This is a genomic window from Stutzerimonas stutzeri (assembly GCF_002890895.1).
Lineage (GTDB): Bacteria > Pseudomonadota > Gammaproteobacteria > Pseudomonadales > Pseudomonadaceae > Stutzerimonas > Stutzerimonas stutzeri_AB.
Genome location: NZ_POUL01000011.1, coordinates 1 through 12,413, shown reverse-complemented (window position 1 = coordinate 12,413; position 12,413 = coordinate 1). Strand labels below are relative to the sequence as shown.

Sequence of the window (12,413 nt, the reverse complement as noted above, 5' to 3'; positions counted from 1 at the left end):
TCCCGTTGTGTTGAAAATACTGAACGCCCTCGCCATCATAGCGCCCTCAGCAATCGCTCTTATTGGGGGCTCCCGTATTGGACGTCGGTGTTCGACTGCAAACCATCCGCAAGCTCAAGGGTTTGTCCCAGCGTGAACTCGCCAAACGTGCGGGCGTTACCAACAGCACGATTTCCATGATCGAGAAAAACAGTGTCAGCCCGTCGATCAGTTCGCTGAAGAAGGTGCTGAGCGGCATCCCGATGTCGCTGGTCGAGTTTTTCTCCCCTGATTTTGAGCAGGACAGCGATACCCAGGTGGTCTACAAGGCTGGGGAGCTGATCGATATTTCCGACGGCGCTATCAGCATGAGGCTTGTGGGCAAGGCACATCCGGGGCGCGCGATCGCTTTTCTTGCCGAAACCTATCCGCCTGGCGCCGATACTGGCACGGACATGCTGGCACACCAGGGCGAAGAAGCCGGCATGCTGGTCGAGGGGCGCCTGGAGCTAACGGTGAGCGGCCAGACCTATCTATTGGAAACAGGCGACAGCTACTACTTCGAGAGCAGCAAGCCGCATCGCTTCCATAACCCGTTTGACGCGCCGGCGAAGCTGATCAGTGCCACCACGCCGGCCAACTTCTAGCCGGTACCGCTGGCCCATGCCTTTGTCAGACGCTCTATGCGACAAAGCGTCGCTGGGGATGACAGGGCCTTTCGTATTGTTTCGGCGGGCATGGCTTGCCGTTATACTGACCGCCGCTCGCGATACCGTGGCCGCGGGCGTGTCTAGCCACATGAGGGTATAAGGTGAACCTGATTAAGAAGATCCTGGTAGCACAGACTGCCGTACTGGCCCTGTGGGCAGTGAGCGCTCAGGCTGCGACCAACGACGACATCGCCGAGCGCCTGAAGCCGGTGGGCGAGGTTTGTATTCAAGGTGAAGAGTGCGCTGCGGCCGGTCCGGCTGCTGCTGCCGCCGGCGGCGGTGGCCTTAGCGCTGAAGAAGTGGTCGGCAAGTTCTGCAATGCCTGCCACGGCACCGGTCTGCTGAACTCGCCAAAAGTCGGCGATACGGCGGCCTGGCAAGTGCGTGCTGATGAGAAGGGCGGTCTGGATGCGCTGTTGGCCAACGCTATCACCGGTATCAACGCCATGCCGCCGAAAGGCACTTGCGCTAGCTGCTCGGATGACGAGCTGATGGCTGCAATCAAGCAGATGTCCGGTCTCTAAGCTTCAGCCGGTCAGATCGAGCCGCCTCCGGGCGGCTTTGTCGTGTCTGGAGGGGAGAAAAGCTGCGCCGCAGCGGGTCGAATCTTGAAACCCGTTCCCTGGGCCAAGGCGATTGTTGGTCCAGGCAAGCAGATGAGGTGCCCATGCCCAGTTCCGCCCCGCAACCCGAGCAACTGCACTTTTCCAGCGACGGTCGTACTCCAAACAGCTCGCATCCTGTGCTGGTCTACCGGCAATTGCCGCTAGCCGGAAACGACTACGCTGGCGCGTTCGAAAATCTGTTCAACAGCCATCTGTGGCCGGCCCAATGGCGTGCCGGCGTGTATGACTACCATCATTACCATTCCACTGCGCACGAGGTGCTTGGAGTTTCCTGTGGTTCGGCGCGGTTGAAGCTCGGCGGCGAACAGGGGCAGGAAGTCGAGGTGCGTGCGGGCGATGCGCTGGTGCTGCCAGCCGGGACCGGCCATTGCCAGCTCAGCGCCAGTGATGATTTCGAAGTGGTCGGCGGTTACCCGCTAGAGCAGCGATACGACCTGCTGCGGCCGGATGAAGGCAATCATGACGAGGCGCAAGCGCGCGCTCAACGGGTCAGCGTACCGGTAAGCGATCCGGTAGCTGGCACGCAGGGCGCGCTGGTTGATCTGTGGCGCAAAGAGTAAGCCGCAGGAGCCGCGCGGGGCGCTTACTCGACGAATACCACCTGACCGTCGCTGAGGGCGGCCACGCGAGCCAGGGACTCGACGCGGAAGCCCGCTTCTTCCAGTTCCTGACGGCCCGCCTGAAACGACTTCTCGATGACGATGCCAAGCCCGGCGATGCTCGCGCCCGCCTGCTGAATGATCGAAATCAAACCCTTGGCCGCTTTGCCGTTGGCGAGAAAGTCGTCGATGACCAGCACACGGTCGTTGGGCGACAGGTGATTGGTGGAGATTGCGATGGTGCTCTCGACCTGCTTGGTAAAGGAGTACACCGAAGCCGTCAGTAGATGATCGGTCAGAGTCAGGGACTGATGCTTGCGGGCAAAGATGACCGGTACGCCCAGCTCCAGGCCTGCCATGATCGCCGGCGCGATGCCCGAAGCTTCAATCGTGACGATCTTGGTGATCTTCTCATCGCGGAACCGGCGGGCAAATTCCTGGCCGATCTGCTGCATCAGCACGGGGTCGATCTGATGGTTCAGGAAAGCATCGACCTTGAGTACGCGGTCGGAAAGTACGATGCCTTCATTGCGGATCTTCTGTTTCAGCTGTTCCACGAACGCGCTACCTCAAGCGTGAGCGGCCGGGTTTGCCTGATGAATCGGGGCGCCGAAAACCAGTTGGGCGCTGCGCCATGGAGGCGAGCGCCCAGCTCGTTTCGATCCAGCGTCCGTTCATCACGGCTTACCGCAGCCTGGAAAGCCGCGCATTCTCGCTCATTTCGGTGCGCGGGTCCAAGTGGACCGTTCAGTCCGCTATTTCGATCGACAGGCGGCGAAAGCGCGCCGCTTCGCCGTGGTGTTGCAGCACCAGGTGTCCTTCGGCAGCCTGGGCAAAGCGCGGATAGCCGCTGAATTTGCTGTTGGCGATGTGCTTATGCAAGGTCGGGTCATCGAGGCGATAGCGCAATACGCGTCGCCCGTCCAGCCAGTGCTCAATCTCGCCGTCGCGCACACTCAAGGCGGCCTCGATGAACTGCTCGGGCTCGATCGGCGTCTCCAGCTCAGGCCGCAGTAACCCGTACAGTGCACCGTTGCGTGTCATCGGCTCGCGGCCATCGGGATGGCCCCGGTCGTCGAGCAATTGCATCTCTGGACCGCTGTGCCAGCTCAGTTGCGCCTCTTCTTCGACGCGACAGAACAGCCCGGAATTGCCAGCTACTGGCAAGGCAAACTCCAGACGTAGCACAAAGTCGCGGTAGCGCTCTCGTGAAATCAGGTCGACCCGGCGCGTGCCGGCGATGGCCTGAAGTTCGTCGCCCGCTGCGCGCCAGCAATCAATGGGAAATTCGTCGCCGTGCCAGGCGCGCCACTGAGACGCGTCGAGTCGCTCGATCATGTGCTTATCCGAACAGTTGCTGTTTACGCCGCAGCCAACGGTAGCCATACGGGCCGAGTCGAATCTTTAGCGGCGAGCCTTCGGGCTGGTCATAGTCGTAATCGGCGAGCACGTCGACCATGTCTTGCAGGTCATCGGCTTCGATGGTCACCGTCGTTTCCTGATCCGCCAGGTTAACCAGCATAAGCACCGTCGAGCCGTTGTCATGGCGAATGGCAAACACCGCCGGGTCGTCGACCTCGACGGTAGAGCGTTTGCCGATGCCGATCTCGCGCAGGCCAATGCGCGTGCGGATCATGTTGCCGGTGCGGGCCATCAATGAGTCACTGCGCAAGGTCTGGGCGAAGACGTTGACCTTCTCGAAGCTGAACGGACCTTCATCAATCAGCGGCGCCGCCAGTTCACCCGTGGTGCAGGAAAAACCGGCGTTGGGCTCGTTGGACCATTGCATGGGGGTTCTTACGGCCTGGCGTTCGGGACGCTCCATGTCGTCGCCCATGCCGATCTCTTCCCCGTAGCGGATGATCGGCGTGCCGGGCAGCGAGAACAGCAGCGCGTGGGTGGCGGCGATGCGACGCTCGTCGCCGTCGAGCATGGGCGCAAGGCGTCGGCGGATGCCGCGATTGTAGGCGCGCATCTTCGGGTCGGGCGCGAAGGTGTCCATCACCTCCTTGCGTTCATCTTCATCCAGCCGGTCAAGACTCAGCTCGTCGTGATTGCGAATCCACAGGGCGTACTGCGAATGGCTGGGCGGCAGCGGCTGACCATTGAGCGCGCGGGTCAGGGGCTCGGCCTGTTGCCGCGCCAGCGCCAGGAACAGGTGGTTGTTGGTCCAGAAGTCCAGCAGCAGGGTGACGCGGTCGGCCTCATCGCCAAAGTACTCCACGTATTTTTCCGGGTCGGTGTCGATCTCACCAAGCAGTACCGTCTCCGGCCGGCGCATGGTGACGAAGTCGCGCATGTGTTCGAGCAGCCAGTAACCCTTTTTGAGATCGCCGCCGCCGGCCTGGCGCACCATGTGCACCGCGGCATCGATACGGAAGCCGGAGACGCCCAGGCGCAGCCAGAACGACATGATCCTTTCGATCTCGTGGATCACCCGCGGGTTGGCCAGGTCCAGGTCCGGCTCGTGCTTGTAGAACAGATGGCGATAGTACTGACCGGCTTCCTCGTCCCAGGTCCAGATACTGTCCTCCACGGTTGGAAAGATCGGCGCCATTGAGTCGTCGGGCTCGTCCGCCCAGATGTAGTAGTCGCGGTAGGGCGAGTCGCGATCTCGGCGCGCTTCCTGAAACCATTTGTGCTCGCTGGAGGTGTGCTGCACCAGCAGCTCGACGATCACGTGCAGGCCGAGCTCTTCGGCTTTTTCCAGCAGCGCGACCATGTCGGCCAGGTCGCCGAATTGCGGGGCGATCTGCAGGTGATCGGTGACGTCATAACCCGCGTCGAGAAACGGCGAGGCGTAGCAGGGCATGATCCAGACGGCGGTGGCACCCAGGCCGCGGATATAGTCCAGGCGTTCGGTGATGCCTTTCAGATCACCGCAGCCATCGCCGTTGCTGTCGCGGAACAGAGCGGGATCGACCTGATAGATCACCGCGTTGCGATACCAGAGTGGGCGCATGCTCAATCCTCCGTCGGGCGCAGGATGACCGCCTGCAGCGAGTTCAATGTTCCGCTATAGGGCTCGCCTTCGCCGACCCCATCGCTGGCAACTTCTACTTGCCAGGCACCGGCGTGCGGGTAAGCGTGGGAGTGTTCGGCGAAATTGATGCAGACGAGCCGACAGTCATTGCCGAGCTGTCTGCGATAGACCAGCACTTCAGGATGTGACGGTAGCTCCTCGAAACTGCCGTAATGCAGCGCCGGGCTGGCCTTGCGTGCCGCCAGCAGGCGTTGGTAGAGCGCGAACACCGAATTGGCAGCACCGGTCTGGCGTTCTGCAGCGAGCTCGTCGGCTTCGGGTGGGAAAGGTAGCCAGGGCTCGGCGCCGCTCCAGCCGTGCGGTGGCTCCGCTTGCCAGGGAATGGGCGCACGGCAGCCATCACGGCCGCCCGGATCGACACGGGTATCGGCGGTGATCAGCGCATCCTCCAGCCCCAGTTCCTCGCCCTGATAGATGAACGGTGTGCCGCGCAGGGTCAACAGCAGCACCGCCGCGGCGCGGGCGGCCTGCTCGGAGCCCTTGTAGCGGCTGCGCTGGCGTACGTTGTCGTGGTTGGACAGGACCCAGGTCGGCCAGGCCCCGGACGGTTGCAGCCAGTGTTCGACCTCACGGATGCAGGTGCGAAACAGCACCGGGTCCCAGGGCGCGTCGAGCGGGTTGAAGTTGAAGGCCAGATGCAGCTCGTCGCCGGCGCCGTAATACTGCAGCACGCGCTCGGTCGAGCGGATATTTACCTCGCCCACCAGCATGCGGTCGCCGGGATAGCTGTCGACCAGCCGGCGCAGGCCACGCAGGACTTCATGGCTGTAGGGCTGGTCGTTGAAATCCGACAGTGGCTGACCGGCCTGGCAGCGGGGATCGTCGGCGAAGCTTGGATCCTTGCCTGTGCAATGAATGACATCGATGCGAAAGCCGTCGACGCCGCGGTCGAGCCAGAAGCGCAGCACGTCATGCATGGCCGCGACCACCTCCGGGTTGCGCCAGTTGAGGTCCGGTTGCTTGGCCAGAAACAGGTGCAGGTAGTACTGCTGGGTGTGTTCGTCCCAGGTCCAGGCGCTGCCGGCACCCAGCGCGGCGCGCCAGTTGTTCGGCTGATCGCGCCAGATGTACCAGTCGCGCTTGGGGTTGTCCCGCGAGCTGCGCGACTCGACGAACCAGGGGTGCTCGTCGGAGGTGTGGTTGGGCACAAAGTCCAGCAGCACGCGAATGCCGCGGGCATGCGCTTCGGCGATCAGCCGGTCGATGTCGGCCAGCGAGCCGAACAGCGGGTCGATGTCGCAGTAATCACTGATGTCATAACCGGCGTCGGCCATCGGCGAGCGAAAGATCGGCGACAGCCAAAGGGCGTCGACACCCAGCTGTTGCAGGTGATCGAGATGGCGCAGCACGCCGTTGAGGTCACCGATGCCGTCGCCGTTGCTGTCGGCGAAGGAACGCGGGTAGATCTGGTAAATGGTGGCGCCTTTCCACCAGGGTGCATGGGATGACTCGCTCATTGCTCGTAGCCCTTTTCCGGTGTGCGGCAAGCCCGGCGCAACGGACCTGTGAGACTTACGACTGACGAGCGGTGCTCCGGTTTCCGCTATTCGTTGATCTCCGTCGGACGGTACTGAACGCGACCCGGGATACTCCGACTAACCTTCACCAGCCTCAACGACACCAGGAGACCGCCATGTTGCGTATTGCTATCAACGGTTATGGCCGTATCGGCCGAGCTGTACTGCGAGCCCTGTTCGAGCGAAATCTGGAAAATCAGATCCACATCGAAGCGATCAATGACCTCAGCGAGCGGTCGGCCATGGCCCACCTGACGCGCTTCGATACCACTTTTGGCCGGTTCCACGGCCAGGTCGATCTGCGCGATGACGTGATGCAGATCCGCGGCCAATCGATCCGACTGCTGCAGGAGCGTGACCCTACGCAGCTACCCTGGAAGCAGTTGGGCGTCGACGTTGTGCTGGAGTGCACCGGCAAGTTCAAGAAGCGCGACCTGATCGACCAGCATTTGCAGGCGGGTGCACAGCGGGTGTTTGCGTCGCACCCGCTCGATGGCGCAGACCTCACGGTGGTCTACGGCGTCAATCACGAGCTGCTGGGCGATCAAAAGGTGATTTCCAATGCCTCCTGCACCACCAACTGCCTGGCACCGCTGGCCAAGGTGCTGCATGACGCGGTAGGCATCCGCCAGGGGCTGCTCAACACGGTGCATTCCTACACCAACGACCAGAGCCTGCTGGACAAGGCGCACAAGGATCTCTACCGCGCCCGTGCGGCCGCGGAGTCGATGATTCCCTCGACCACCGGCGCGGCGAAGGCCATCGGCCTGGTGCTGCCCGAGCTGGCCGGGCGGCTGGATGGCCTGGCGGTGCGGGTGCCAACGCCCAATGTGTCGCTGGTCGACCTGACCTTCACTGCCGAACGTGCGCCGGGCAGCGTTGAAGCGATCAACCAGATTCTGCGCGACGGTGCGCAGAAGATGCCGCTCGGGGTGATGGAGTGCAACGACCTGCCGCTGGTATCCCGCGACTTCTTTGGCCATCCGACCTCGTGCGTGGCCGACCTCAGCCATACCCGCGTGCAGGGTGATCTGGTCAAGGTGCTGGCCTGGTACGACAACGAATGGGCCTTCTCCAACCGCATGCTCGATGTGCTGCTGCACTGGGGCGACGGCAAGGCGCAGGCTAGCTGAAGGTAAACGCATGAGCAGAGGCGAGGGTATCTGGGCGCAACCGTTGGCAGACTTTCGCGCCACGGCGGCGGCTGACAAGCCGACGCCCGGTTGCGGTGCGGCCGCCGCTGTCACCGCCGACATCGGCTTGGCACTGGTGGTGAAGGGGCTGCGCATCAGTGAGGCGCACGGTGCCAACCCGGCGCGCCTGCAATTGCTGCAGGCCGCTGAAGCGTTGCTGGGCCGACCGGGGACCTTTGCCGACGACGACATGCAGGCCTTTAGTGACTACCTTAGCGCTGCCCGTGATGGCGAAGTCGAGGACAAGCAGGCGGCAGCGCGTCAGGCCTGTGCGGTGCCACTGGCCCTGGCGCATTGCTGTCTGGAGGCGCTCGAACTTGCCGTCGATGCCTGGCCGCTTACCGACCCGAACGTGCAAAGCGATGTTCAGGCAGGGGCCGTGCTCATTCATGCGGGGCTCAGTGCGGCGCTGATCAACGTCGATGCCGATATGCCGAGCCTCGACAGCGGAGCGACACGTGAACAGGCCGGGCAGACACGCCGACGCCTGCAGAGCGAAGGCGATGCTTTGCTGCGGCGGCTGGCCGATCCTGGCAGGTAGCGGTTCCCCAAGAAGTCTTGGAAGCTCAGCGGCTTCTGCTCGCCTGTAGCGCTCGGAGTTTGGCGTCTACTTGGTAAAACGCGAGCAGGCTCGCTACTGCGAGATCAGTGACCGATCCGGCGGCTGCTCTCTTTTGTAGGCGCTTGCTTGCTGGCGAACCAAGCCAAAACCCTAAGGCGTGCGCCGAAGTAATGGCTGATGACCTATAACGAGAAAAAACGTCTCGTTTTAGGTTGACGGCTACGTGGGTTGTTTCTAGTCTCAGAGCCAAGTGAGACGAAAGGTCTCAACATAACAATCGAGACCAGCGTCATCTCGGGCTTCGTTCGGCGCTATCGCCGGTGTAGTACGTCCCGTGACCGCCCCCCGGAGAACACCATGAGCCACCGCATCGTCCTGCCGCGCCTGATGGAAGTCGGCGCCGGCGCCAGTCAGCAGATTGTTTCCGTACTCCAGAACCTCGGCTGCAAGCGGCCACTGATCGTCACCGACCGGATGATGGTCGAGTTGGGCTACGTCGCGCGGATCAGCGAAACCCTGGCCAAGGCCGATATCCCCAGCGACTGCTTCGCCGACACCCTGCCTGAGCCGACCGCCGCGTCGATCCGTGCCGGCGTCGACATGGTGCGTGCCGGCAGTTACGACTCGATCATCGCGCTGGGCGGCGGCAGCCCGATTGACTCGGCCAAGGCCATCGGCATCCTTGGCAAGTTCGGCGGCGAGATGCGCGATTACCGATTTCCACGCGATGTCAGTGAAGCGGGCCTGCCGCTGATTGCCATTCCCACTACGGCGGGCACCGGCTCGGAAGCCACGCGCTTCACTATCATCACCGACGAAACCAGCGACGAGAAAATGCTCTGCGCCGGCCTTGGCTTCATGCCGGTGGCCGCGCTGATCGACTACGAACTAACTCTCTCGCTACCGCCGCGCGTGACCGCTGATACCGGCATCGATGCGCTGACCCATGCCATCGAGGCCTACGTCAGCCGCAAGGCCAGTCTCTACAGCGATTCCCAGGCGCTTGAGGCCATGCGCCTGCTGGCGCCGAACTTGCGACCGGCGTTCCACGAGCCCGGCAACCGCCAGGCCCGTGAGGCGATGATGCTCGGCGCGACACTGGCGGGCATCGCCTTCTCCAATGCCTCGGTGGCGCTGGTGCATGGCATGAGTCGGCCGATCGGTGCGTTCTTCCATGTGCCGCACGGACTGTCCAACGCCATGCTGCTGCCGGCGATCACCGCGTTTTCCATTCCCGCCGCGCCCGAGCGCTATTCCGACTGTGCCCGCGCCATGGGCGTGGCGGCGCAAACCGACAGCGTCGAAGCGGCCAATGAAAAGCTGCTGACCGAGCTGCGCGCGATCAACCAGGAACTGCAGGTGCCCAGCCCCGAGCAGTTCGGCATTACCCGCGAGCGCTTCTTCGAATTGCGCGAAACCATGGCCAAGCAGGCGCTGGCCTCGGGCTCGCCCGGCAACAACCCGCGCGTGCCTACCGAAGCGGAAATCATCGACCTCTACGAAACCGTCTGGAACCAGGAGTGACCCATGCAGACCCTCGGCAACCTGATCAACAACGAGGCCGTCGCTGGCCGCTCCGAACGCCACGCGACCGTCTATAACCCTGCCACTGGCGAGCCGCGCCTATACGTGTCGTTGTCCTCGGCGGATGAAACCCGCGAGGCCATCGGCGCGGCCCAGGCTGCTTTTGATGGCTGGTCGAAGACGCCGCCGCTGGTGCGTGCCCGCGTCATGTTCCGCTTCAAGGCGCTGCTTGAAGCGCGTCGCGACGACGTCGCCCGGCTGATCTCTCTGGAGCACGGCAAGGTTTTTTCAGACGCTCAGGGCGAAGTCACTCGCGGCCTTGAAGTGGTGGAGTTCGCCTGCGGCATCCCACATCTGCTCAAGGGCGAGTTCTCGCCCAATGTCGGGCGCGACATCGATTCCAACTCGCTGATGCAGCCGCTGGGCGTTTGCGTCGGCATCACCCCGTTCAACTTCCCGGCCATGGTGCCGCTGTGGATGCTGCCGGTGGCCATCGCCTGCGGGAATACTTTTGTCCTCAAGCCTTCGGAAAAGGACCCGAGCGCGACCATGCTGCTTGGGGAGCTGCTGGCCGAAGCCGGACTGCCGGCGGGCGTGCTGAACATCGTTAACGGCGACAAGGAAGCGGTGGACGTGCTGCTGACCGATGAGCGCGTGCAGTCGGTGAGTTTTGTCGGCTCGACGCCGATTGCCGAGTACATCTACAGCACCGCCTCGGCGCACGGTAAGCGCTGCCAGGCCCTGGGCGGCGCCAAGAACCACATGGTGATCATGCCCGACGCTGATCCGCAGCAGGTGGTCAGCTCGTTGATGGGCGCCGCCTACGGTTCGGCCGGTGAGCGGTGCATGGCCATCTCGGTGGCGGTCTGCGTCGGCGACGAAGTGGCCGACAACCTGGTCGAGATGCTCAAGGGCGAAATCGGCCAGATGCGCACCGGCCCGGGCACGGGTGTCGAGCCCGAACCGCACATGGGGCCGCTGGTCACCCGTGAGCACCAGCAGAAGGTATCCGGCTACATCGAGCTGGGCGTGGAAGAGGGCGCGACACTGGTCTGTGACGGGCGCGGGTTGAAGGTCGAGGGCTACGAGAACGGCTTCTACGTCGGTCCGACCCTGTTCGACCGGGTGACGCCGCAGATGCGTATTTACAAGGAGGAGATCTTCGGGCCGGTACTGGCCGTGGTACGGGTGCAATCCTTCGACGAAGCGCTGAAGCTGGTCAACGAACACGAATTCGGTAATGGCACCTCAATCTTTACCCGTGACGGCGACACCGCACGGCAGTACGAGGAAGAGGTGAAGGTTGGCATGGTCGGCGTCAACGTACCGATCCCGGTGCCGATGGCGTTCCACTGCTTTGGCGGCTGGAAACGCTCGATCTTCGGCCCGCTGAACATGCACGGTCCGGACGGCGTGCGTTTCTTCACCCGGATGAAGACCGTGACCCGGCGTTGGCCTACCGGCATCCGCGCCGGGGCGGATTTCTCCATGCCGACGATGAAGTAGGCACTTGCAGGGGGGGCGTCTTGGCGTCTTGGTGGGCTGAAGCCCAGCCTACAGAACCGGGCATGCACGGGCGGCGGAAGTGCGCCCCCTTCCTCGATGAAAATCGTCATGGTGCGGGCAGAGGTCGTCCGCCCTTGGTGCGAATTTATCGATGCGGATCATGAATAGACGCGCGTAGGGTGGGCTTCAGCCCACATGCGTCGATACACCCATCCCGCGCCATGGCGGTCCACTCTTTTGAACTACAAGGCAGACGATGCGCAGCACTTCCCGCGAAAAAGGCTCTTCCATCACCCGTGTGCTGGAAATCATCGAAGCCGTGGCTGGCGCAACGGAGCCGCTGACACCCAGCGCGCTGGCGGAAAAACTGGATATTCCGAAGGCCAGCGCCCATCGCCTGGTGCAAACACTGGAGAAAGAGGGTTTTCTGCAGTTCGGCCTGCGTGGCGGCCTGCTGCCGGGCGATCGGCTGCACGCCACGGCGGTGAATATCCTCGGCAGTGGTCGGCACAAGGCCTTGCGTCAGGCAATCCTGCGCCAGCTGTCCGACGAGATTGGCGAAACCTGCGGCCTGTCCGTGCCCGATGGTTTGGACATGCTCTATTTCGACCGGGTGCAGACCAACTGGCCGCTGCAGATCAACCTGCCCATCGGCAGCCACACGCCGCTCTGGTGCACCGCCAGCGGCAAGCTCTATCTCGCTTCGTTGCCGGATGATCAGCTCGAGCGGATCCTGCCGCGCCTGCCGATTCGGCAGCTGGCGCGCAATACGCTGACCGACCTCAGTGCCTTGCGTGACGATCTGGTGCGGATTCGCGAAGAGGAACTGGCCACCGATTCGGAGGAGTTCATCGACGGCATGGTCGCCTGCGCCGTGCCGGTGCGCGATGGCCGTGGCGAACTAAGCGCCTGCCTGTTCACCCATGCGCCGGTGATTCGCTGCTCGATGGAGTCGCTGCTGGTGTTCGTGCCGCGCCTGCGGGTGGCGGCCGGGGAGCTCGAGGCGATTGTCAGCGGTTGAGGTGCCGTAGATACCGTCTTCCCCATTACCGAGCAAGGGCCAGTTGAGGGTCGAAACGCTGGCCCGATTTAAGTACCCCATAGGCGATGTGCAGCAGCTTGCGCATCGCTGCACAGACGATTTGTTTTCCGGA

At 63.0% G+C, this 12,413-nt stretch carries 12 protein-coding genes and 1 pseudogene; 8 read left to right on the top strand and 5 right to left on the bottom strand.

The genetic code is table 11. The features are described 5' to 3' along the window. Nucleotides 1-77 precede the first annotated feature (77 nt). The 3 genes from CXK96_RS17535 (at nt 78) to CXK96_RS17525 (ending at nt 1,875) form a co-directional block, all read left to right on the top strand. The gene (locus CXK96_RS17535) at nt 78-626 is read left to right on the top strand and encodes a cupin domain-containing protein (RefSeq protein ID WP_102837724.1); all 549 of its coding nucleotides are present in this window, start codon (nt 78-80) and stop codon (nt 624-626) included. Between the two features lie 164 nt (nt 627-790). Next, complete coding sequence (locus CXK96_RS17530; protein WP_102837723.1) at nt 791-1,213, top strand: c-type cytochrome; 423 nt, start codon at nt 791-793, stop codon at nt 1,211-1,213. Between the two features lie 143 nt (nt 1,214-1,356). Next, nucleotides 1,357-1,875: a cupin domain-containing protein gene (locus tag CXK96_RS17525; protein WP_102837722.1), complete on the top strand. Its 519-nt coding sequence runs from the start codon at nt 1,357-1,359 to the stop codon at nt 1,873-1,875. A 23-nt stretch (nt 1,876-1,898) separates the two neighbouring features. Here the strand turns inward: CXK96_RS17525 and CXK96_RS17520 are convergent, their stop codons facing one another. From CXK96_RS17520 to CXK96_RS17505, 4 genes are all read right to left on the bottom strand, one after another. Then, nucleotides 1,899-2,471, bottom strand: coding sequence for a xanthine phosphoribosyltransferase (locus CXK96_RS17520; RefSeq protein ID WP_045431064.1), 573 nt, complete (start codon nt 2,469-2,471; stop codon nt 1,899-1,901). A 190-nt stretch (nt 2,472-2,661) separates the two neighbouring features. Then, nucleotides 2,662-3,252, bottom strand: coding sequence for a 3-keto-disaccharide hydrolase (locus CXK96_RS17515; protein ID WP_102837721.1), 591 nt, complete (start codon nt 3,250-3,252; stop codon nt 2,662-2,664). Nucleotides 3,253-3,256: 4 nt separating this feature from the next. After that, complete coding sequence (locus tag CXK96_RS17510; protein ID WP_102837720.1) at nt 3,257-4,876, bottom strand: alpha-amylase family protein; 1,620 nt, start codon at nt 4,874-4,876, stop codon at nt 3,257-3,259. Between the two features lie 2 nt (nt 4,877-4,878). After that, nucleotides 4,879-6,414 (bottom strand): alpha-amylase family glycosyl hydrolase, encoded by a 1,536-nt coding sequence (locus CXK96_RS17505; RefSeq protein ID WP_102837719.1) that lies wholly within the window; start codon nt 6,412-6,414, stop codon nt 4,879-4,881. Nucleotides 6,415-6,590: 176 nt separating this feature from the next. Between CXK96_RS17505 and gap the strand changes: the two genes are divergently transcribed. The 5 genes from gap to CXK96_RS17480 all read left to right on the top strand — a co-directional run bounded on the left by gap (nt 6,591) and on the right by CXK96_RS17480 (nt 12,280). Next, complete coding sequence (gap, locus tag CXK96_RS17500; RefSeq protein WP_102837718.1) at nt 6,591-7,607, top strand: type I glyceraldehyde-3-phosphate dehydrogenase; 1,017 nt, start codon at nt 6,591-6,593, stop codon at nt 7,605-7,607. Between the two features lie 10 nt (nt 7,608-7,617). Then, a complete protein-coding gene (locus tag CXK96_RS17495) occupies nt 7,618-8,208 on the top strand; it encodes a cyclodeaminase/cyclohydrolase family protein (RefSeq protein WP_102837717.1) in 591 nt (196 codons plus the stop codon). Between the two features lie 378 nt (nt 8,209-8,586). Next, nucleotides 8,587-9,753 (top strand): iron-containing alcohol dehydrogenase, encoded by a 1,167-nt coding sequence (locus tag CXK96_RS17490; RefSeq protein WP_102837716.1) that lies wholly within the window; start codon nt 8,587-8,589, stop codon nt 9,751-9,753. Between the two features lie 3 nt (nt 9,754-9,756). Continuing rightward, entirely contained in the window at nt 9,757-11,259 is a 1,503-nt protein-coding gene (locus CXK96_RS17485; protein ID WP_102837715.1) for a CoA-acylating methylmalonate-semialdehyde dehydrogenase, read from the top strand. Nucleotides 11,260-11,515: 256 nt separating this feature from the next. Beyond that, nucleotides 11,516-12,280 (top strand): IclR family transcriptional regulator, encoded by a 765-nt coding sequence (locus tag CXK96_RS17480; protein ID WP_102837714.1) that lies wholly within the window; start codon nt 11,516-11,518, stop codon nt 12,278-12,280. Between the two features lie 25 nt (nt 12,281-12,305). On the opposite strand, the pseudogene CXK96_RS21030 reads toward CXK96_RS17480, so the two are convergent. Continuing rightward, a pseudogene (locus CXK96_RS21030) lies at nt 12,306-12,413 on the bottom strand (IS110 family transposase); the annotation flags it as partial.

Bases quoted from the DNA above. Each gene is read 5' to 3' on its own strand.
- CXK96_RS17525 (WP_102837722.1), top strand. From the start codon at position 1,357: ATGCCCAGTTCCGCCCCGCAACCCGAGCAACTGCACTTTTCCAGCGAC.
- CXK96_RS17515 (WP_102837721.1), bottom strand. From the start codon at position 3,252: ATGATCGAGCGACTCGACGCGTCTCAGTGGCGCGCCTGGCACGGCGAC.
- CXK96_RS17510 (WP_102837720.1), bottom strand. From the start codon at position 4,876: ATGCGCCCACTCTGGTATCGCAACGCGGTGATCTATCAGGTCGATCCC.
- CXK96_RS17505 (WP_102837719.1), bottom strand. From the start codon at position 6,414: ATGAGCGAGTCATCCCATGCACCCTGGTGGAAAGGCGCCACCATTTAC.
- gap (WP_102837718.1), top strand. From the start codon at position 6,591: ATGTTGCGTATTGCTATCAACGGTTATGGCCGTATCGGCCGAGCTGTA.
- CXK96_RS17495 (WP_102837717.1), top strand. From the start codon at position 7,618: ATGAGCAGAGGCGAGGGTATCTGGGCGCAACCGTTGGCAGACTTTCGC.
- CXK96_RS17490 (WP_102837716.1), top strand. From the start codon at position 8,587: ATGAGCCACCGCATCGTCCTGCCGCGCCTGATGGAAGTCGGCGCCGGC.
- CXK96_RS17485 (WP_102837715.1), top strand. From the start codon at position 9,757: ATGCAGACCCTCGGCAACCTGATCAACAACGAGGCCGTCGCTGGCCGC.
- CXK96_RS17480 (WP_102837714.1), top strand. From the start codon at position 11,516: ATGCGCAGCACTTCCCGCGAAAAAGGCTCTTCCATCACCCGTGTGCTG.